General features: G+C 66.0%; 14 protein-coding genes and 1 pseudogene. 10 read left to right on the forward strand and 5 right to left on the reverse strand.

The window, feature by feature from the left end; genetic code table 11:
* The first annotated feature begins 123 nt into the window (after positions 1 to 123).
* Together IPK27_03165 and nadC are read left to right on the forward strand one after the other, a co-directional pair.
* Entirely contained in the window at positions 124 to 2,511 is a 2,388-nt protein-coding gene (locus IPK27_03165; GenBank protein MBK8066650.1) for a DUF1631 domain-containing protein, read from the forward strand.
* 5 nt (positions 2,512 to 2,516) lie between these two features.
* Positions 2,517 to 3,395 carry a carboxylating nicotinate-nucleotide diphosphorylase gene (gene nadC, locus IPK27_03170; protein MBK8066651.1) on the forward strand — a complete coding sequence of 293 codons (879 nt, stop codon included), beginning with the start codon at positions 2,517 to 2,519 and terminating at the stop codon, positions 3,393 to 3,395.
* 37 nt (positions 3,396 to 3,432) lie between these two features.
* Here nadC and IPK27_03175 read toward each other — a convergent pair whose 3' ends face one another.
* Both IPK27_03175 and IPK27_03180 read right to left on the reverse strand, forming a co-directional pair.
* The gene (locus tag IPK27_03175) at positions 3,433 to 4,248 is read right to left on the reverse strand and encodes an FHA domain-containing protein (GenBank protein MBK8066652.1); all 816 of its coding nucleotides are present in this window, start codon (positions 4,246 to 4,248) and stop codon (positions 3,433 to 3,435) included.
* 40 nt (positions 4,249 to 4,288) lie between these two features.
* Positions 4,289 to 6,802, reverse strand: coding sequence for an SUMF1/EgtB/PvdO family nonheme iron enzyme (locus tag IPK27_03180; protein ID MBK8066653.1), 2,514 nt, complete (start codon positions 6,800 to 6,802; stop codon positions 4,289 to 4,291).
* A gap of 258 nt (positions 6,803 to 7,060) precedes the next feature.
* Here IPK27_03180 and IPK27_03185 point away from each other — a divergent pair, with 258 nt between their 5' ends.
* On the forward strand, positions 7,061 to 7,396 hold the full coding sequence (locus IPK27_03185) for a DUF3301 domain-containing protein (GenBank protein ID MBK8066654.1): 336 nt from the start codon (positions 7,061 to 7,063) through the stop codon (positions 7,394 to 7,396).
* Positions 7,397 to 7,661: 265 nt separating this feature from the next.
* Here the strand turns inward: IPK27_03185 and IPK27_03190 are convergent.
* A pseudogene (locus IPK27_03190) lies at positions 7,662 to 8,739 on the reverse strand (IS630 family transposase).
* A gap of 552 nt (positions 8,740 to 9,291) precedes the next feature.
* Between IPK27_03190 and IPK27_03195 the strand changes: the two are divergent.
* Positions 9,292 to 10,902, forward strand: coding sequence for an N-acetylmuramoyl-L-alanine amidase (locus IPK27_03195; GenBank protein MBK8066655.1), 1,611 nt, complete (start codon positions 9,292 to 9,294; stop codon positions 10,900 to 10,902).
* A 328-nt stretch (positions 10,903 to 11,230) separates the two neighbouring features.
* Here IPK27_03195 and IPK27_03200 read toward each other — a convergent pair whose 3' ends face one another.
* Positions 11,231 to 12,124 carry an adenylate/guanylate cyclase domain-containing protein gene (locus tag IPK27_03200; GenBank protein ID MBK8066656.1) on the reverse strand — a complete coding sequence of 298 codons (894 nt, stop codon included), beginning with the start codon at positions 12,122 to 12,124 and terminating at the stop codon, positions 11,231 to 11,233.
* A gap of 238 nt (positions 12,125 to 12,362) precedes the next feature.
* On the opposite strand from IPK27_03200, the gene IPK27_03205 reads away from it, so the two are divergent.
* Positions 12,363 to 15,065 (forward strand): DUF1800 family protein, encoded by a 2,703-nt coding sequence (locus IPK27_03205; GenBank protein MBK8066657.1) that lies wholly within the window; start codon positions 12,363 to 12,365, stop codon positions 15,063 to 15,065.
* Positions 15,066 to 15,077: 12 nt separating this feature from the next.
* Complete coding sequence (locus IPK27_03210) at positions 15,078 to 16,598, forward strand: DUF1501 domain-containing protein (GenBank protein ID MBK8066658.1); 1,521 nt, start codon at positions 15,078 to 15,080, stop codon at positions 16,596 to 16,598.
* A 168-nt stretch (positions 16,599 to 16,766) separates the two neighbouring features.
* Here IPK27_03210 and IPK27_03215 read toward each other — a convergent pair whose 3' ends face one another.
* On the reverse strand, positions 16,767 to 17,660 hold the full coding sequence (locus IPK27_03215) for a hypothetical protein (GenBank protein MBK8066659.1): 894 nt from the start codon (positions 17,658 to 17,660) through the stop codon (positions 16,767 to 16,769).
* A gap of 433 nt (positions 17,661 to 18,093) precedes the next feature.
* Here IPK27_03215 and IPK27_03220 point away from each other — a divergent pair, with 433 nt between their 5' ends.
* From IPK27_03220 to IPK27_03235, 4 genes are all read left to right on the forward strand, one after another.
* A complete protein-coding gene (locus tag IPK27_03220; GenBank protein ID MBK8066660.1) occupies positions 18,094 to 19,347 on the forward strand; it encodes a tyrosine-type recombinase/integrase in 1,254 nt (417 codons plus the stop codon).
* A gap of 77 nt (positions 19,348 to 19,424) precedes the next feature.
* Positions 19,425 to 19,679, forward strand: a complete 255-nt coding sequence (locus IPK27_03225) for a hypothetical protein (GenBank protein ID MBK8066661.1) — start codon at positions 19,425 to 19,427, stop codon at positions 19,677 to 19,679.
* On the forward strand, positions 19,676 to 19,837 hold the full coding sequence (locus tag IPK27_03230) for a hypothetical protein (GenBank protein ID MBK8066662.1): 162 nt from the start codon (positions 19,676 to 19,678) through the stop codon (positions 19,835 to 19,837). Before IPK27_03225 ends, IPK27_03230 begins: the two co-directional genes overlap by 4 nt.
* A gap of 78 nt (positions 19,838 to 19,915) precedes the next feature.
* Positions 19,916 to 20,560 carry a hypothetical protein gene (locus IPK27_03235; protein MBK8066663.1) on the forward strand — a complete coding sequence of 215 codons (645 nt, stop codon included), beginning with the start codon at positions 19,916 to 19,918 and terminating at the stop codon, positions 20,558 to 20,560.
* Positions 20,561 to 20,648: the final 88 nt, after the last annotated feature.

Consider the following 20,648-nt stretch of genomic DNA (forward strand, 5'->3'; position numbering starts at 1 on the left):
GCTTGAGTAAACTGTGACGTAGTTCCAGATTTCTACTCTTGGCAACAACGAGGACAGATGCATGAGTTACCCTGCGCCTCGAGACATCAGGCTTCCCGGGAACCGGCAGCCTCATCCAGGGGGATGCACGTGACCAACGGCACCGACAACAAGGTGGTCGACCTGCAGCAGCGCCAGGCCGCCCAGACACAGCAGTTCGACCGCGTCGGCGATCTGATCAAGACCTGTCGCGGCATCGCACAGAAGCGCCTTGCGCTGCTGGTCGGCGCATTGTTCGACAGTGTCGACGACACCCTGTTCGATCTGGCTGAAAAGGCCGAAAACAACACCATCCAGACGCGCTATTTCGATGGCATGCGCGAGGTGCGCAAGAAGCGCCAGCTGGTCGAACGCCTGTTCCAGGAGCAACTGACCCGCGAGTTCGGCAACCTGGGTTCGGGCGCGCGCCCGAGCGAAAGCGCTCCCGCCCCGGCCGCGCCCTCAGGGCTGGCCCTGCTGGAGGACAAGGAACTCGAAGAATCGCTGGCGGTGTCGGCGATGGTGGGCAAGGCGAACAATCGCCTCGCGCAGCAGCTCTACGCCCTGGAACAGCGGATGTCGGTGCTCGCTGGCGGCAACAAGGTGGACGAAAGCAACAACCCACTGTCGCCGCGCTGCCTGTGCGTGACTTTCCAGTCCACTCAGGGCGAGCTGGATGTCGACCTCAACGTCAAGCTGCTGATCCTCAAGTTGTTCGACAAGCATGTCATGGGCAACCTTGACGTGCTCTACGACGAAATCAATCAGCTGCTGATTCACGCGGGTGTGCTGCCGCAGCTCAAGTTCCCCCTGCAATCATCGGCGCCGCGACGCGCACCGGTGCCGCAGGGCATGGCTGCACCCGCGGACTTGCCGGTGGCCGCCGCCGGCGATGAGCCAGCGCCCGCCCAGAACGTGTACTCGGCTGCAGCCTATGCCGAGGCGGAGCTGCAGATCGAGCTCTACAACACGGTGCGTTCGCTGCTGGCCTCGCGCCGGGCGATCACCCCGGGCATGCCGGGAGCGACAGGACCGGCGACCGGCGGACAACCCTTCGCAACCCACGATCTGGTCAGCGCGCTCAGCATCCTGCAAAGCCAGGCGATGGCCTTCCCGTCCCAGCACCACCTGGGTCCGATGATGTCGGTGCTCCCGACGGCACAGATCAAGGAGGATCTGGTCGGCCACCTCAAGCGGCTCAACAGCGGGAGCGAGAAGCATCGTGTTGCCGAGGTGGACGAGGACACCATCGACCTCGTCAGCATGTTGTTCGAATTCATCCTGCAGGATCGCAATCTGCCGGCCGAGATCCAGGCCCTGCTGGCGCGCCTGCAGATTCCGTATCTGAAATGCGCAATCCTCGACAAGGCGCTATTCGCGCGCAAGGAACATCCCGCGCGCCAGTTACTCGACGAGTTGGCGCAGTCAGGCCTGGCCTGGAGCGAGGAAAGCGACAAGGACGGCCGCTTCTACGAAAAGGTCAAGAGTGTCGTCGAGCAGTTGCTGAAGGACTTCAGCGACGATGTACAGATCTTCGATCGCCTGCTGAAGGACTTCCGCGAGTTCATCAGCTCTTCGCGCAAGCGCGCGGAGGTGGCCGAACTGCGTGCAGCCGAGGCTGCGCGCGGCCGCGAACGCCTGCAAGGCGCGCGCAAGACCGCCGCACGCGAGATCCTGTCGCGCATCGAGGGCCGTCGATTGCCCGAAGTGATCCGCCACATCCTGACCCGGCCCTGGGCCAATGTGCTGGTCCTGACCATCCTGCGCCAGGGCGAAGGTTCGCACCCCTGGAAGACCTCGCTGCGCGTAGCCGACGAACTCGTCTGGGCGGCGCAGGACAAGTCCAGTGACGCGGATCGCGGCCGGCTGCGCGCCTTGGTGCCGGAGCTGGAAAAGGCTCTGCGGCAGGGTCTGGCGATGGTGGCCTACCACGACAACGATGTGCGCCAACTGCTTGGCGACCTCAACGCCTTCTTTGCGCTCCAGCTGGATCCGGACAGCCAACGCCCGGGCGACGCAGCCGACTTGGCTGACGCGGCACCGCCGGGTGGATCGGGGGGTGAGCTTGCCCGTGGACCCGGCGATCCAGCAACCGGCGTGGAAGAGAACTTCGTCGACGAACTGGCGCGCCAGCCGGAGAGCAGCGAGGCAGTCGTCGATCCGGAATCGGAAATCAAGGATCAGTTCTACGAGCTGGCGCGCTCGATCAAGGTCGGAACCTGGATTGAGTTCCGTCATGCCGAAGGGCGCGGCGAACGCGCCAAGCTGTCGTGGATCAGCCCGATCAGCAACAAGTACCTGTTCGTCAACCGCAAGGGCCTGAAGGTCGCGGACAAGACCCTGTGGGCCCTCGCATCCGAGTTGCGCCATGGCCAGGCGATGCTGCTCGACGACGTGCCCCTGTTCGACCGCGCACTGGATGCGATTGTCGAACGCCTGAAGACCTCGGTCAGCCAGGGCCCAGACGGCGCAGCCTTGCCGGAGTCGACCTGATCGACATGGGCGATGCGCAACTGCCGCGGCGGCCGCTGACCGTCGGTGCACCGGCGGCGGATATCGTCGCGCGCGATGTTGCGCGCGCGCTCGCTGAGGACATCGGGAGCGGTGACGCCAGTGCGGCGTTGATTGCGACCGGCACGCGCGGTTGCGCGGAGGTGGTCGCGCGCGAAGCCATGGTGCTTGCCGGCAGCGCCTGGTTCGATGCCTGCCTGCGAATGCTCGACCCCGATGCCCGCATCGACTGGCGCCACCACGATGGCGACCATCTCGCCGCCGGTGAAGTGCTGTGTGAAATCGAAGCCGAAGCGCGCGCCCTGCTCAGCGGCGAGCGCAGCGCACTCAATTTTCTGCAGACCTTGTCCGGCACCGCCACCACGACGGCCGCCTACGTGGCGCTGACCGCGGGCAGCAACACCCGCCTGCTCGACACGCGCAAGACCTTGCCGGGCCTGCGCTATGCACAGAAGTACGCAGTGCGCGTGGGCGGCGCACAGAATCACCGGCTAGGTCTCTACGACGCCGTGCTGATCAAGGAGAACCACATCATCGCCGCCGGGGGAATCGGCGCCGCGATCCGCCGCGCGCGCGAGCTGTCGCCGTCGCTGGAAGTGGAGATCGAGGTCGAGAGCCTGGCCGAGTACCGTGAAGCGCTGGCGGCAGGGCCCGACCGGATCATGCTCGATGAGCTGGTACCGGACGAGTTACGCCAGGCTATCGCCGAACGCGTTCCCGGCGTGGAACTGGAGCTCTCGGGCGGCGTGGAGCACGCGCGCCTGGCCGAACTGTGCCAGCTGGGCGTCGACTACATCTCGATTGGCGCGCTGACCAAGCACCTGCGCGCCATCGACCTGTCGCTGCGCTGGCGCAAGCGTGGCTGACCCCGCGCCGGGCGCGAGCCCAAGAGCGCGGCAAAGATCAGAACACGCCCGCCATGCGCGCCACGAGGACGCCCAGCGTCAATGCGGCAACGATGAGGAAGCCCCACATGAGCCCGGTGCGACTGCTGCTGGCGGCCTGCTTGGGCGCAACTGGCGCCACGGCTGGCGCTTCGTTGCGCGCACCCTGCTGACCCATTTCCTGGCCCGGGGCGAGCAACAGGAACCGGATGGTGTCGAGACGCAGCTCGTCGCCCGCTTTCATCAGCTGGCGCGTGATGCGACGGTCATTGACGTAGGTTCCGTTCGACGAACCCAGGTCTTCGACCATCACGCCATCCGGAGTGACGCGCAATTCGGCATGCCGGCGCGAGACCTCCTCGGACGGGATCGAGATCTCGCACTCGCTCTGGCGGCCGATCACGGCGCTGTTGGTCACCGGGAAGATCTTGCCGAAGGTGACGCCGGAGACGCCACGCAGCACGAACTTCGGCAGCGCCATGCGCACCTTGGTGCGGCCATCGTCATCCACCTCCGGTTCGCGTGGGCGCGGCGGCGGCGCACTCGACGCCTTTTCCACCGCCACTGCACGGGCCCGCACGCTGCCGAAAGTGACCAGATCACCCGGTTTCACGTCGGTGCTGGCCGTGACCGGCTTGCCATTCACGGTGACCGCGTTTTCGGGATGCAGCGCGCTGATCTTCGCGCCGACACCCGCGAATTCGATCTCTGCGTGGCGCGGCGCGATTCCTGGCGTGAGCAGCACGATGTCCACGTCGGATGCGCTGCCCAGCACGGCGCGACCGGAATCAAGCTCCACCGGTGCATGCTCGCCATTCGGAAAAAGTAACTTCATTCGTCCCCCAGGATGTGTCCGATAGGGCCGCGGCGATGCGTCATCGCTGCGCGGAAGCCGGCTGCGCCAGATCGCGCGCCAGGCGGAACCCCACGGTGTTGCTCAACCAGTCGCGCGATTCGGCGCGCCGTGAGATCGTCGCCGCCTCGTCCTTGTCGCTGTGCCACGCGCTACCCATGATCATGCGCTTGCTGCAATCCCCACTGCTGCGCGCCGCCTGACCCGGACTGCGTCCCGCGTGCGTGTCGTTGGCGCAATCCGCCACCCATTCGCGCACATTGCCCTCCATATCATAGAGGCCCGCCGGCGAAGCCTCAAAGCGTCCGACGGGCGCGGTGTAGGCGTGGCCGTCGTCGCAGGACTGCGCACCGTTTCCACCTTCGGCCTTGCGGTAACTCTGGTCGGCGCGATTGCCACTGGCGCAGCCCTTGACCTTGACCTGACGCGCGAGCAACTGCCACTCGGCCTCCGACGGCAGGCGGTAGTTCTGCCCGGTGGTTTGCGACAACCACTTTGCATAGGCGGTTGCATCATTGAAGCCGACGCACACCACCGGGTGATCGCCGCCCTGGGGAAAGCCCGGTTCGCGCCAGGTGCGATCGCGCGAAACAGAGAAGAACCCGCCCTCGCGATTGCGGCAGCCTTCCTGTGTGACCGTATGGCGCGCCGCCTCGACGAAAGCGCGGAACTCGGCGACGCTGACCTCGCGACGGGCCACCGCGAAGGGCTGCGCGACCTTCGCGGCAATATCACCGCCGCGCTTCGCGCCGCCCAGCAGAACATCGCCGGCGCCGACGATCACCATCTCCGGCGTGCCCGCGGCATCGCGGAAGCGATACCCGGGCTTGCCGATCACCTTGGCCTCGGCCAGCCATTTCTTCAGCTCGGCGTCGCCCGGCACCAGCGCCAGCGCCTGGTTCAATGCGAGTTCCGCTTCCGCGCCCTTCCAGGCGGCAAGCGCCGTGCGCGCCGACTCGCGCAGGCGCCCGACCCGCTGGTTCCAGCGCCCGTCGATCCGCGCGAGCAGCGCCGCGGTATCCAGGCCCGGGGTTTGCGCCACCTGGCGCGCGCGATCCAGGCGCTCCCTGCCCTCCGCCACCCGGCCAGCATCGAGCGATTCATCCGCGAGCGCGAGATAGGCATCGACGACCGCCGCGAGTCCCGCGCGGGCCGACTCATTGCCGGGTTCCAGCGTCAGCACGCGCGAGTAGAAAAGTGCCGCATTGGCTTCGGCCGGCAGCAGCAATCGCTGCATCCTGAGCAGCGCCTGGCCGAGTTCGAGGAAGGTCTGGATCCGTTCGGCTGGCGTCGGCACGACGAAATCGGCTGCCGGCGCCGGCAAGGCCGCCGCGTCGGGGGGCAGTCCGGCTGGGACGCCGGCCGGATCCGTGGCTATGACGCCGGTGATCACCTCACCATCGACCGGCGGCGCGATACCCGCGTTTACCGGCAACTCGCCGACCGACGCCGGTGCCGGGGTATCGGCCGGTGGCGGCGCGACAGGCTTGGCGGGTACCGGCTTGACCGGTGGCGTGGTCGCCGCGATGGGCGCCGGCGGCGTGGCACCGCGCGGACGCAGCCATAGACCATAGATGGTGGCGCCAATGCCTGCCAGCAACACCGCCAGCAGGGCGATTCGCGCCCACGTCGGGAAGGATCCGCCTGCCGCACGCTCCGGCGCGGGCCCGACCTGGCGCGCAAGGTTGTCGATCGCCGCACTCGCGCTGCGAACCGGCACCGAGGCGGCAACCGGCACATTGGCCGGAGCTTGCGCATTGCGGGCAGCGACCGGCCTGGGCGTTGGCGGAGCCGCGGCCGGCACGCGCTGCAGTGCGGCGATGAACTCGTCGGCCGATGCGTAGCGGTCCTTCGGATCCTTGGCCAGCGCCTGGTCGATGAATGCCTGCCAGTGGCTCAGGTCCTGCGGCAGCCGCGGTATCGGCTCGAACACGTGTGCGTAGGCGACTGCAAAGCCATCCGGGCCCTGGTACGGCGGGTGCCCGGTCAGCGCTTCGAAGGCCAGCGCGCCCAGGCTGTAGAGGTCCGAGCGGGCATCGACTTCGCCACCGCGCGCCTGCTCCGGACTCATGTAATTGCTGGTGCCGATGCTGACGCCGGTACTGGTGATCCGGGTCGACCCGCTGAGCGCGCGGGCTATGCCGAAATCGGTCAGCAGCGGGGTGTCCGCGGCATCGAACATGATGTTGCCGGGGGTCACGTCGCGATGCACCACGCCCTGCTGGTGCGCGAAGCCGAGCGCCTTGGCGATGCCGGTGAGCACGCGGATGATCTCGCCCTGCTCGACACCCTTGCGCATGCGCTGCGCGAAGTCGCCGCCGGGCAGGAACTGCATCGAGAAATAATGCAGGTGGTCGTTGGTGACGCCCACCTCGTAGACCGCAACGATATGCGGATGGGTCAGCGAGGCGATGGTGCGCGCCTCGCGCAGGAAGCGTTTGGAAAAACTCGAATCAGCCGCCAGCGCAGGTGCCATGACCTTGAGCGCGACACGGCGCTCGAGCGACGTCTGGATCGCGAGATAGACGCGCGCCATGCCGCCGACCCCGAGTTCCCGCTCTATCGCATAGCCTGGTATGGAAATTGGCCCCACGCGGCTGTCACGGTCCTTCAGGTCGGAAAGGCCGATTCTAGCCCGGATACTTCCTGAGGTCGCGAGGGGTTGGGGGCACTTGCCGCCTCAAGGTGCTGCGCATCGGTCTGCCCCCGATGGCCGCCCGGCCGCGTGTACCGCGATACCGTGTGCGCGAAACAGATGCGATGATCCGCGCCCCCGTTGCCGGTCTTCCTACCGATGTCCGCTGCCGCTACCCTGATCGCAATGCTGCTGCTCGCCACAGCTGTAATCGGCTGGCAGTTGCTGCGGGCGATGCACGAGCGCGCGATGGCGGTCGCCGTGCGCAGTTGCCGCGAGGCGGGGGTCCAGTTGCTCGATGCGACGGTGGCGCTGCAACAGCTGCGGCTGGCACGCGAGGACGGGCAGATCGGCTGGCGCCTGGATTACGGATTCGATATCAGTGCCGATGGTCAGCAGCGCCGCAGCGGCCGCATTCGATTCCATCGCGGAGCACTCAAGTGGGTCGAGATGCCGCGCGATGGCAATCAGCGCGACCTCTGGATTGCGCCCTAGTGTGGTGTTCCGTAATTAAGTTGAAGAAATTTCCGATGAATTTTGCGGCGAGGCAAGGCGAGAGGAGGGTGAAAGCCGGCGGCTTGCGCGGCATGCCGCGCGCCGGCTTGAACGCCCGCAACTGGTTGCGGGCCGGAACCGGAGGTCATAGCAGGGCTATGGCGACGACGAGCAACGCCGCATCGGCGCAAAAGGCGCGGAAATAATTCAAGGTAATTACGGAACACCACACTAGTGTGGTGTTCCGTAATTAAGCATAAATAAGTCACGCCAGTCTCGCGGCCGCACGACCGACGGCATCGATGATCTGGTCGGCGCTCTTGTGCCACACAAATGGCTTGGGGTCCTCGTTGTGGCGCGCCAGGTAGGCGCGAATCGACTGCTCCAGATCCTTCACGCTGGTGTGGGCGCCGCGCTTGATCCACTTCTCGCTCAGCGTGGAGAAGAACCGCTCTACCAGATTCAGCCAGGACGCGGACGTCGGCGTGAAGTGGACGTGGTAGCACGGACGTGCAGCGAACCAGCGCGCACGGCATCGGTCTTGTGGGTGCCATAGTTGTCCATGATGAGATGCACGTCGTGGTCGGCAGGCACCGCGGCGTCGATGACCCCGAGGAATGCAGGAACTCGGCACTGCGATGGCGTCGCTTGAGCTGGCTGATGACTTTTCCCCGTGGCGACGTCCAGCGCCGCGAACAGTGAGGTGGTTCCGTGGCGCTTGTAGTCGTGCGTTCGTGTCGCCGGCTTGCCGAACGTCAACGGCAGTCCGGGCTGCGTTCGATCCAGCGCCTGGATCTGACTCTTCTCGTCCACACAGAGGACCAACGCGCGATCCGGTGGAGTCAGGTATAGCCCGACGACATCGCGCACCTTGTCGACGAAGTGCGGATCCGTCGACAGCTTGAAGGTGTCCTGCAGGTGTGGCTTGAGGACGAATGCACGCCAGATTCGATGCACCGAAGTCGCCGAAACTCCGGTCGCCTCGCTCATCTGGCGCACGCTCCAATGCGTTGAATTCTCGGGCTTTGTCTGGCGGACGCGATCGATCACCTCCTGCACCTGCTCATCGCTCAAGCGACGACCGCGGCCTGCGCGCGGGGCGTCCCCCAATCCCGCCAGCCGGAACGCCTCAAGCGCCGCCGCCACTTGGAGATGGTCTGCGCCGTCGTCTTCATCCGCTCGGCGATGACTCTGCTCGACTCACCACCGGCCAAAGCCAGGATGATCCTGATCCGAAACTTTTCGTCCGTAGCACCCTTGCGCGAATTGAGCCGGGACCGCAACTCGGTCCGCTCCTCGTCGCTCAGTTGCAAACCCAGAGGCGGGCGACCATTCCTGGCCATTGGTAGATCCTAAGTCGATGATGAAGCATAGACTGCGGATCAGTGACTTAGTTCAACTTAATTACGGAACACCACACTAGGAAACCCCTGGCGTACCGCGCGCCGTCATCGCAAGCCCGCGGCGGACCCGATCTTGTGCTTGATCCGGTGCGGTTCTCCGTCAGATTGCTTGCGCCAGTAACTGTTGCGACAACCCGGGTGGCGCTTCGATAATCCGCGCCGCTTCGCTGTCGCCTGCCTCTGGGGAGAGACCCAGGCGACGCCAGCCGCGCGGGGGCGCGGCGTGGTCGGTGGAGTCCGGGTCAAACACACTGGGGAAAACTCATGACGTCCAGCTACACCAGGCACGCTCTGGCGTGCGCGCTTGCGCTTGGTCTTTCGTCCGCCTTCGCCGGAGTGGCGCCGCAGCGCGCGCAGGCGCCGGGCGTCGAGCAGATGATCCAGGCCAACGAGGCCGACCTGCGTGCGCACCGCGCCGCGTTTCCGGCTTATTTTGCGAAGGCCTATGCGCAGTACCCGCAGTTGCCCACGGGCAGCCTGGAAGCGATCGCAATGAGCGCGAGCCGCTGGATGCACATCCTCCCAGACGCCACCCGGGAAAGCCATGCGCACCAGCCGCCGGCTTATGGCGTGATGGGATTGCGCGACGGCAGCGGCGGCTTCGCCGATGTGCTGTCGCAGGCCGCCCAGGCATCCGGTTTGAGCAAGCAGCGAATCATGGACAGCGCCGAGGCAAACATCCTGGCGACTGCGGCCTTGCTGTCGCAGTGGATCGGCGAGCGGGGCGCCCGGGCCCAGCGCATGGAAGACCTGGTGCCGGAACTGATGCGCCTGTCGGCGATCGACCAGACCAAGCGCTCGGCGATCAGTGCCTTCGCCGCCGAGGCCTACGCTTTCGACGTGCTGCTTGCGGCGGACCGTGGTTCGGATGACCAGGGAATCCTGGTGCCGGAGAAGGCAGTCGAGTGGGAACGCGCCTTCGATATCGATGCGCTCAAGCGCCAGCGCGCGCCCTTCGTGCGCCTGGACCTGGAAGGAGACCGCGTGCAGGCCGATGGCGAGGTCTTTGACGCCACCAGCAGCACGCTGAAGCTGACCGAGGGCGCGAAGAGCACCGATTACGCGCCGGCCCTCTGGGTGGCGTCTCCCTACAACTCCACGCGCAGCGCCGCAGCGTCGGCAGTGACCATCCACACGATGCAGGGCAGCTACGCCGGCTCGATCAGCTGGTTCCAGAGCAACCCGTACAGTGTGTCAGCGCATTACCTGATCCGCAGCAGCGATGGCCAGGTGACCCAGATGGTGCGCGAATCGCGCGCGGCGCACCACGTGGGCACCCACAACGGCTATACCCTCGGCATCGAACACGAAGGCTATGTGGCGAATGCATCCTGGTACACCACGGCGATGTACAACGCCTCGGCCGCGCTGACGCGCCATTTCTGCGCGCGCTACGCGATCCCGTGCACCTCGGCCTACAACGGCACCGCGTCGAGCGGGCTGGTCGTGCTTCCGACCAGCACGAAGATCAAGGGCCACCAGCATTATTCCAACCAGAGCCATACCGATCCCGGCCAGTACTGGGACTGGCGCCGCTACTACAGCCTGCTGAACCCGGCGCAGAGCGTGACCCGCGTTCTCGACAGCTTCGAGACCAGCGAAGGCCACTTCGATACCTCGCCCGCATACTCGGGAAGTACCGCCGGAATCAGCACTTCCTCGACTGCCGAGCGGGTCTCCAGCGTCCGCAAGAGCGGCAGTTGGTCGGAGCAGCTGATGCTGGTCGACAACGCGTCCAGCAGCGGCAACTGGGCGGTGCGCTTCCTGTCGGGCGGCGGCTCGCCGTCAGCCAACAGCTCGCTGACTCGCGCCAATGGCTACGTGGGCTTCTGGGTTTACTCCGGAGGCAGCGGTCTGACTGCGGCGCTGGGCATCGACGATTCCGACGGCACCGAGCGCTCGGTCGCGAAGTCGATTCCAGCCAACACCTGGACTTACCTGGAATGGCGCCTCGACGATGCTGCGCAGTGGGACGCCTGGGTCAATGGCAACGGCGCGATCACCGCCAATTCGGTGACACTGGACGCGATCTGGTTCTACCGCGCGCAAACCAGCTACACCGTATACGTCTACATCGACGACGTGACCCACCGCACGCAGTAAGCTATCCGGCGCTTGAGTCCCGCCGCTCGCAGACCCGCAACGGCAAGCACCGCATGATTGCATCGGCGTAGCCCGGAGTACCGCGCAGCGGTTCTCCGGGTACCTGCGGCAAGCACCCGGAGAACGCGCTCCGCGCGTACTCCGGGCTACACGCCCGACGGACTTTCCCCTGCCCGTCGGCATGGCCGCCGGGCGTTCGCACGCGCAGCCAGCATTCCGCCAAAAAGCGCAGGCCACAAGGCAATCTGATCGAACTCGCCCCGGCCCGTCGGCGTAGCCGCCGGGCGTTCGCACGCGCAGGCAGCATTCGCTGCCTAGAAGCGCGTGCTCACCCCGCGCACTGGAAGTAGAGGACGTCCGTGGGGTCCTTGTCGACCGCCTGGCCGAGGCTGATCTTGCCGCCCTTGCGCAGCTGCAACTCATCCCGGTGCAGGCGCAGTTCGTCGTCGTCGCCCAGGCGCACGTAGGTGCCGTTGGTGCTGCGATCGGTCAGGACGAAATAGCCGCGGCGGAACTCGATGGTGGCGTGGTTGCGCGACACCCATTCGTTGTCGATCACCAGCGAGCTGTTCGGATCGCGGCCGAGGCCGAAGGGCGGCGACAGGCTGGAGATCTCGATCAGCTGGCCGCGGTAACGCAGGCTGAGCTTGGCGCCCGCCGGTGCGTCTTCAAGGCGGATCGCACGCGCCACCATGGTGACGTTGGAGGTGTCTTCCTGCCAGATGACGTCGACGATCTCGACCGGATTCAGCTTGCCGGCCACGCGCACATCGCCCAAGTGACGGGTGCGGATGATCGAGCTGTTGGTCAGGCCCTTGACGGTGCTCAGGGTGGTGACGATCTGCTCGCGCTTGGCCATCTGGGTCATGCGCGCGGCGGTGTTGACCGCGTCGCCGTAGACGTCGCCATCTTCCAGCAGCGCCTCGCCGTGGTGCAGGCCGATACGCACCGCGAGGAAATCGCGCTGCCAGACCACATCGCCAGCGACCCGGCGCTGCATGTCGATTCCGGCCATCAACCCCGCCATCGGGCCAGGGAAGGTGCACATCAGCTCGTCGCCGATGGTCTTGATCACGCGGCCGCCATGGCGCTGCGTGATCTCGGTCAGGACACCGAGCACGGCGGAGGTGATCGAGCGGGCGCCGACGTCGCCGAGCTTCTCGAACAGCTTGGTACTGCCCGCGATGTCGGCGAACAGGATGGTGATGGGCTGAAGGCTCATGGGGCCAATGTTAGGGGATCGGCCGACGCGGGCAAAGTGGGAAAGTGTGGCAAATGGGACATCCTGGCGGCGGGCGACACCGGCGGACCGCCGGCGGCGTCCAATTTTCACAGGACCTGCACGCGCATTGTCGCGCCGCATGCGTGTCAACCGATGGCTGCCCCGTCCGTTGTCGGCATCGGGGACGGCGCCGTGCACGCGCGCCGGATCGAGTTCACATGTCTGAACGGGAGGTCGCATGAAGGCGCGATGGTTGGGACGGATCGGGTTGCTGGCCGTGTTGGGCCACCTCGTCCTCGGATGGCCGGCAATGGCCAAGGACAGCCCCAGCCCCGGGCTGAAGGCGGTGTATTCGATCGGCGCCGACGTCAGCGGCACCTTTTTCGACCCGGCGCAGAACGGCCATGGTTTTGTGCTGCAGCACATCGTCAGCAATGGCCAGCCGGTGCTGCTCGCCACCTGGTTCACCTACCAGGGCGGGCAGGCACGCTGGCTGATAGGCGTGGGCAACACCACAGGCAACGAGGCGCGCATCCCGCTGTCGATCACCACCGGCGGCGATTTCCCGCCGCGCTTCGTGCCCAGCTCCACCCAGATCCAGCCCTGGGGCGAACTGGTGCTGAGCTTCGACAACAAGGATCGTGGCACTGCCACCTGGACCACCAGCTACGCGGGCTTCAACAACGGCTCGATGCCACTGCAACGGCTGACTCAGCCGGCCAGCGCCTTCGAGTCGACCAACGGCAGCATTGCCGCCTGCCACAGCGGCTCCTGGTACGACCCGGCGCAGAGCGGCCACGGCATCTTCACCGAGGTCCTCGGCAGCGGCAGCAACCGCCAGTTGCTGGCGATCTGGTACGCCTACCTCAATGGCGAGCAGCGCTGGATGACGGCGCTCGGACCGATCAACGGCAACAGCGCCACGCTGACCGCGACGATCACCTCGGGCGCGCAGTTCCCGCCCAACTTCAACCCTGCCCAAGTAATCAGCCAGCCCTGGGGCACGATGACCTTCACCGCGATCGACGCCGACCGCGCAAGTTGGAGCTGGAACAGCACGGTCGCCGGATTCGGCAGCGGCAGCATGAACCTGACCCGCCTGTCGACCCTCACCGGCAGCGATTGCGGCCCGTCCACGGACAAGGACGCCGCGCGTTTCCTGACCCAGGCCACCTTCGGCCCGACCGCCAACGACATCGCCAGCGTGCGCAGCCTGGGCTATGCGGCCTGGATCGACGCGCAGCTGGCGCTGGCGCCGACCTTGCAGCGCCCGACCATCGAGCAGCAGATCGCGGCCCAAGTGCTGATCGACCCGCGCAATGCGCAGTTCTATCGCGCCTACCGCCTGGAGCGCTGGTTCAACTCGGCCTTGTATGCCCCCGACCAGCTGCGCCAGCGGGTGGCCTTCGCGCTGTCGCAGATCGTGGTGCTGAGTGAATCGGGCACGCTGGACAACAATCCGATCGGGGTGGCCGAGTACAACGACATCCTGCTGCGCAATGCCTTCGGCAACTACCGCAACCTGCTGCGCGACGTCACCTACAGCCCGATGATGGGCGCCTTCCTGACCCATCTGCGGAACCAGAAGACAGACTGGACGCTGGATGGCAGCAACAACCTGGTGGCGGGATTGGTCCAGCCGGACGAGAACTACGCCCGCGAGGTGATGCAGCTGTTCTCGATCGGCCTGGTCGAACGCAACCGCGATTTCTCGCCGATCCTGCGCAACGGCGTGGCCACGCCGACCTACACCCAGGACCTGGTCACCAATACCGCCCGCGTGCTGACCGGCCTGGGCTACCAGTGTACCGGCCCGGCAACCATCGGCACGGTGTTCATCAACCGCAACTGCGGCACCACGGCGGGCACGACGGCAGCCAACTTCTCGACCACGCTGTTCTTCTCCACACCCGGCCGCTATGCGATCCCGGGCACGGTGACCGCGCTGGCGCATCCGGACACCTACGCGCCGATGGTGTGCTACCCGCGCTATGCGGACACCGGCCGCTCGGCCACCTCCGGCAACAACTACGCGGTGCTGCCGGCGCCGAATGACCACAAGACCCTGCTCGCCGGCATCACGGTCAATGCCAGCCCGGTGGCTTGCCATACCGGAACGCCCGGGGTCGACCAGCAGGCCTGCATCGACTACTGCAACGGCCAGATCGCCACTTTGCTGGACAGTCTGTTCATGCACCCGAACCTGCCGCCGATGGTGGCGCGCCAGCTGATCCAGCGCCTGACCACCAGCAACCCCTCGCCGGGCTACATCGATCGCGTGGCGCTGGTGTTCGAGGACGACGGCAGCGGCACTCGCGGCAACCTGGGCGCGGTGGTCAAGGCCATCCTGCTCGATCCGGAGGCGCGTGCGCCGCAGCCGGCGAGCACCTTCGGCAAGGTGCGTGAGCCACTGCTGCGCCTGACCGCCGTGTTGCGCGCGCTCGGCGTGCAGAACGGCACCACCGGCGCCAATGGGCTGAGCGGCATCGAGCGCGGCATGAACCAGATGCCGCTGCGCGCGCCCTCGGTGTTCAACTTCTACGAGCCCGACTACCAGCAGCCTGGCGAAATCGCCGAGGCCGGCCTGTACTCGCCCGAGTTCCAGATCCTCAACGAATCGACCTTCATCAGCTTCTCCGACGAGATGTGGCGGCGGATCTTCAACGGCTACAACACCAACAGTGCCAGCGCGACCAACTTCACCACGCCGAACAACTCGGCGCACCTGCCAGTGGCTGCCATCGACGCCCTGCCGACGGCCAATGACGCGCTGGTCGAGGCCCTCAACCAGAAGCTGATGTACGGAAACATGAGCGCGACGATGAAAACCAAGCTGGTCGCCCTGCTGGACGGTGGCATGGCCACTGCAGACCATCGCCGCAAGGTGCTCAGCCTGACCCACTTGATCGCGATCTCGTCCGAGTTCGCGGTGCAGCAGTAAGGAGCGATCGCCATGGGACGCTATGCCAATCACAGCCGTCGCGAGTTCCTGCGCAAGCTCGGCTGCAGTTTCGCTGCGGGATCGGTGGCCAGCCTGGTACCGCAACTCGCCTTCCTGCCGCGCGCAATGGCGCAATCGGCGCCGGGTTACAAGGCGCTGGTGTGCATCTACCTCGCCGGCGCCAATGATTCTTACAACTGGCTGGTACCGCGTGACAGCGAGGCCGGCGGCAGCCGCTACGACACCTACCGCAGCACCCGCGGCGGGGTCTACGGCAGCAGCAACACCAATGGCCTGGCGATCGGCTTCAACGAGCTGTTACCGATCAGCCCGAGCAACCAGCCGATCGGATTCGGACTGCACCCGTCCGGCACCGATTTCACGGCCACCAACGGCGCCAATACGCAGGCCCACAGCGGGATCCAGACCTTGTTCAACCAAGGCAAGGCGGCCTTCGTGTGCAACGCCGGGCCGCTGGTGCAGCCGATCACCAAGGCCGAATACGATGCCGGCGCACCCAAGCCGCCGCAACTCTTCTCGCACAACGACCAGGAGCTTCAGTGGCATCTCGGCATGTCCGCCGGCAGCCACCCGATGGCGCGCTTCGGCTGGGGCGGCCGCGTGGCCAAGAGCACCGCGGGCGGCGTGCTGGCGAACGGCCTGTCGCCGGCGATCTCGGTGGCGGGAGCGGCGCGCTTCCTGATCGGCGACCAGATCATGCCCTACCAGCTGTCCAGCGCCGGGGTGGACCTGATCGACAACTACAACGCCACCAGCACCAGCAACTTCAATGCGGCGCGCCGCGCGGTGCTCAACGATCTGCTCGACGACAGCGCGGCGCATCCTTTCGTGCGCGGCTACAGCAGCGTGGCGCGGCGCTCGCTGGCGGTTGGCGAGAGCATCGGCGCGCTGCTCGATGCCCCGGACGGCAGCGGCAACGTGCAGGCGGTGTTCCCTGCCGGCAACAGCCTGGCCGACCAGCTGAAGATGGTGGCGCGCATGGTCAAGGTCAGCCGTACCCTCGGCGCCACCCGCCAGGTCTATTACGTGCGCATGGGCAGCTTCGATCTGCACCAGGGCATGTTCGAGGCCGGCGGCGCCACTGCCACCACCGGCCACGGCGAACTCCTGACCACGCTGAACCAGGCGCTCGGCGCGTTCTGGACCGCGCTGGGCGAGATCGGCGCGCGCAGCCAGGTGACCACATTCACCATGAGCGACTTCGGCCGCACCCTGACCGGCAATGGCAGCGGCTCCGACCACGCCTGGGGCGGTAACCTGCTGGTGGTGGGTGATGCGGTACGCGGCAACGCGCTCTACGGCACCTATCCGAAGCTGGTGGTCAACAGCAACGATACCGCCGCCCGCGACTTCAGCTTCTCGCGCGGCCAGTACATCCCCACCACCGCGGTCGACCAGGTGGCGGCGACACTGGCGAAATGGATGGGCGTCACCGACCCGGCAGCACTCGGCGCGATCTTCCCGCTGCTCGGGAATTTCGCCACGCCGGACCTGGGGTTCATGAACGCCTGATCGCCACCTCGGGGCAAACCAGTCGGCGAGGTCGCCAGGGTGCGACCTCGCCTCACCACGTGCCGGAGGTAGATTCCCGCTCAGGACGCCAGCGCCCCGCAGTCCGTGTTCGCCATGCCCGTCCAGCGCCTCGGAATGCCTGCCCGCAGGCGCGGGGCGCAGGCTTGCTCAGTCGAGCATGCCGACGGAGCCGCCGTCGTTCACCACCCAGCGCCCGTCCCGCCGGGTCATGTCGATTTCGAACAACATGTTGACGCCGGGGTACAACTCGCCCTCTGCCTGCACGAAGGCTCTTTCTTCGCCGGCCTGTTCGCCGCCGGTGATCCTGACCTCGCCCGCCAGGCGAGCCGACCAAATGTCCTTCAGCGACGCGAGGTTTTCCTCGGGCGTGTTGTAGTCGGCGTTGTGCTGCGCGACCCGGTCTGCGCTCATCAACTGGAAGATCGCTTCCAGACTGTCGCCCTGCAGCGCCTCGACGAAAGCCCGGAGCGCCTTGCCCGGCTCTCCGCCGTCGGCGGGCAGTGACTTGCCGCCGAGCCGCGCAATCACCGGCGCAGCGAACCGAAGGTCGAGGGTCCAACGCTTCCCCGCTTCCACCTCGACCGGTTTGCTTGTCCACACATGGCATTCCACGCGGGCCGCCGAGTTGACCGGGCATTCGGCCTTGAGCGATCCGGGCTGACGCATGACCGTGCCGCTGCCGTCGATGTACTGCACGCCGCCTAGCCGCGCGTTCGCCGAGACCTCGCCATCCGGAGACAGCGACACCGTCAGATAGTCCTGCCCCTCCAGCGCGGGATCGTTGATCGCCAGCACATAGGCGTCGCGCTGGCCAGTCAGGCTGACCTGGTCCATCGCAACCTTGGTCAGGAACACCACCGTGCCTTCCTTGCGCGGATCCTTGGAGTCGCGCCCACGCAGGGCCGTGACATGGCCGGGCGCAAGCGTGCTTTCGCCCAGTGCGAACTCGCCGCTGACAGTGGGCGCGTCCGCCGCCAGCCCGGGAGCCGCAAGGCCGGCGAGCACGAGCGCTGTCGCGAAAGGAAGGTACCTGAGAATCATGGGCAGGCTCCGGATCCGTCGGTCTGGCGACAAGGCGCCGTCAAAAGTCAAGGATAGGGTTTCCGCGCGCAGGTTGCGCGCAGCGACGGCACCGGGTGAGCCGCAACGAACGAGAGTCCGCCATCGACTGCGCCGACGGCGCGGTTCCGCCCGTGCTGTACCCGGCTTCGTGGGCGACGTTTCCGCCGTTGGCCCGGGCACAAAAAAGCCCAGGCAGCGTCTGCCTGGGCTTCGTTGTTGGCGGAGAGGGTGTCCGCCTAACTTTTTCCCCCACGATCAACCAATTCGCGGCCTAAGTGATTGTCGCTGAAACAGTAACCTAGGCGACGTGACGCCCGAAACGTCCGCCAAACTTCGCCATTGACAACCCCCAAAAACCACCCCAAGATGTAGTGGAAGGCGTGGGGAAAGAGCGTCGGGGAAGGCGGCAAAAATGGCGAAATCGATTGAACGGCTCGGGGATTTGCAGGTGCGTTCGCTGCGCCTGCCGGGCCGCTATACCGATGGCGCCGGGCTGGTGCTGAACATCGCCAAGGGCGGCACAAAGTCCTGGATCTTCCGCTACCGCGACCGCCAGACCGGCAAGGTCCGCGAGCTTGGGCTCGGCTCCGTCCTGGCGGTCCCGCTGAAGCGGGCACGCGAGAAGGCCGCCGAGTGCCGCGGCCTGCTGGCGGATGGCCGCGACCCCATCGACATGAAGCGCCAGCGGCAGACGGCGCAGCGCGTGGAGAAGGCCAAGGCCCTGACCTTCGGCGACTGCTGCGAGCGCTACATCGCCGCGCACGAATCGTCCTGGCGTAACGCCAAGCACCGGCAGCAGTGGGAAAACACCTTGACCACCTATGCCGCCGAGCTGCGCGCGCTGCCGGTGGGCGAGATCACAACCGACCTTGTGGTGAAGGTGCTCGAACCGATCTGGACCACGAAGACCGAAACCGCGACGCGCACCCGCCAGCGCATGGAAGCGGTGCTCGATTGGGCGACCGTCCGCCAGTTCCGCAAGGGCGACAACCCGGCGCGCTGGCGTGGCCACCTGGACCACCTGCTAGCCGCCCCGGCGAAGGTGCGGAAGGTGGAGCACCAAGCGGCGATGCCCTATGGCGACGTTCCCGCATTCATGGTCGAGCTACGCCAGCGCCGCGGCCAGTCCGCGCGCCTGTTGGAGCTGGTCATCCTGACCGCCTGCCGCGTGGGCGAGGCCGCCGCCGCCGAGTGGTCGGAGTTCGATCTAGACGCGGCCACCTGGACGATTCCCGGCGCGCGCATGAAGGCCGGCAAGGAACACCGCGTGGCACTGTCGCCGGCCGCGGTGGCGATGCTCGAAGGCATGCCCAAGGATGGCCGCTACGTGTTCCCCGGCACCGGCAAGCGAGCGCAGGCGATGAACCCCGAGAGCGCGCGCAAGCTGCTGCAAAAGGACATGAAGCGCGAAGGCATCACCGTGCATGGCTTCCGGTCCGCGTTCCGCGATTGGGCCGCCGAGCGCACGGGCTTCCCCGCCGAGGTCGTGGAGATGGCGCTCGCGCATGCGATTGAATCCAAGGTAGAGGCGGCCTATCGCCGCGGCGACCTGTTCACCAAGCGCACCAAGCTGATGCAGGCGTGGTCCGACTTCCTGGCCACCGTGCCGGCTACCGCGACCAACGTGACCCAATTCAAGAAATCGCCCGGCAGTCTCGCCGGGTGAGATAGCGCCGCGGCAGGGTGTTGCTGCACCCTGCCGCGACTTCCACAACCGCCGACCAACAAAGGAGAACGGCGACCATGGCAACGCAACAAGATACAGCCGGCGCGGCGCGCGCCGGGAATCGAGAGTGCTACGCAGTAGAACGAGAGCGCCCGATTGAAGTGCTTTACCAGCGAATCACCCAAGCGAACGCGCTGATGCAGGCGGCGATTGGCGGGGGGTTCGAGGCTTTCCACGAACTTAACGCCGACCAACAACAAGAATACCTGTGGACGGTTGCCGAGCTGTTGGCCGATGCCCGTGTGGCCTTCAACCGGATGGGGGGCGCATGAACACAGAGCGGCCCTTTACCTGCTGGCATCGCCACATGGAAGGCCCGGCGTTGGCGCTGGTCGTGTGCAACAGCGCCAAGGCGCGCCAGAAGGTCCGGCAGTTCTGGATCGAGATCCAGCGCGAGGTGGATGCAGTGCTCGCGCAGCGCGCCGTCTGACTGTAGCCGAGAGAGTCCGGGACGGGGGCGGCAAACCGCCCCCGGTGAGGTGAAGGTGGCAAATTACCTGAGCACTGCATGAATCTGAATCTATTCCCCGAGTTCATCCGAATCGGTCTGCTTTCGCCGATCGAGGCCGAAGCCGTTCGGCAAAAGATCAGGGACGAGTGGTTGCCGGTGTATCTGGATGCGGACGGAATGTCTGCCTCGCCCTGCAACTTCTCTGACGGAACGGCTCCAAGTAGAAGCTACGTGCTGTCGGGCTTTTGGGCTGTCCTCAATGATCCGATACCGGAGTTTCAAGACGGCGGCCTTATGGACTTGTTGCGATTGCCAGATATCGCAAAGCTCATTGGCTTTGTTGGTAAGAACCCACCCTGGCCAGAGATACCGGGCTCGGCACTGATGACGCTTGATCACCCGTGCCGATTGACCCTCGCGGACCTATTTATTCGCCCGCGTGATCTGCTGGTTGAGGCGCCACGGGACAACCCGCACGCCGCCAAGCGAGAACAATGCCTGCGCGCTGCCGTATCGCTGCTGGCAGATCCCGGCGCGCACGATCTCCGCGCAAAGAGCAGCGACAAAGTGCAGGCCAACAAGTTGCGGCAGGCCATCGAAAAGGAAGCCGGTCGATTCTGGAAATCGGGAACCGTCCCATTGGCTGCCAAGACACTGGAGGAACTTCTATCGGCGGCTATTAAGGGAAAAATCCCCGAGTGAAGATAAAAAACCCCTGAGCTTCCGCACTCGGGGGTTTTTTTAGATTCAATGCAAAGACACTGGCGCCCGTGTTCAACCACGGATGTCA

The organism is Rhodanobacteraceae bacterium (assembly GCA_016713135.1).
In the GTDB taxonomy this organism is placed as follows: Bacteria; Pseudomonadota; Gammaproteobacteria; order Xanthomonadales; family SZUA-5; genus JADKFD01.

Coding starts and splice junctions, on each gene's coding strand:
- IPK27_03165 (MBK8066650.1), top strand. CDS start 124: ATGCACGTGACCAACGGCACCGACAACAAGGTGGTCGACCTGCAGCAG.
- nadC (MBK8066651.1), top strand. CDS start 2,517: ATGGGCGATGCGCAACTGCCGCGGCGGCCGCTGACCGTCGGTGCACCG.
- IPK27_03175 (MBK8066652.1), bottom strand. CDS start 4,248: ATGAAGTTACTTTTTCCGAATGGCGAGCATGCACCGGTGGAGCTTGAT.
- IPK27_03180 (MBK8066653.1), bottom strand. CDS start 6,802: ATGGCGCGCGTCTATCTCGCGATCCAGACGTCGCTCGAGCGCCGTGTC.
- IPK27_03185 (MBK8066654.1), top strand. CDS start 7,061: ATGTCCGCTGCCGCTACCCTGATCGCAATGCTGCTGCTCGCCACAGCT.
- IPK27_03195 (MBK8066655.1), top strand. CDS start 9,292: ATGAGCGCGAGCCGCTGGATGCACATCCTCCCAGACGCCACCCGGGAA.
- IPK27_03200 (MBK8066656.1), bottom strand. CDS start 12,124: ATGAGCCTTCAGCCCATCACCATCCTGTTCGCCGACATCGCGGGCAGT.
- IPK27_03205 (MBK8066657.1), top strand. CDS start 12,363: ATGAAGGCGCGATGGTTGGGACGGATCGGGTTGCTGGCCGTGTTGGGC.
- IPK27_03210 (MBK8066658.1), top strand. CDS start 15,078: ATGGGACGCTATGCCAATCACAGCCGTCGCGAGTTCCTGCGCAAGCTC.
- IPK27_03215 (MBK8066659.1), bottom strand. CDS start 17,660: ATGATTCTCAGGTACCTTCCTTTCGCGACAGCGCTCGTGCTCGCCGGC.
- IPK27_03220 (MBK8066660.1), top strand. CDS start 18,094: ATGGCGAAATCGATTGAACGGCTCGGGGATTTGCAGGTGCGTTCGCTG.
- IPK27_03225 (MBK8066661.1), top strand. CDS start 19,425: ATGGCAACGCAACAAGATACAGCCGGCGCGGCGCGCGCCGGGAATCGA.
- IPK27_03230 (MBK8066662.1), top strand. CDS start 19,676: ATGAACACAGAGCGGCCCTTTACCTGCTGGCATCGCCACATGGAAGGC.
- IPK27_03235 (MBK8066663.1), top strand. CDS start 19,916: ATGAATCTGAATCTATTCCCCGAGTTCATCCGAATCGGTCTGCTTTCG.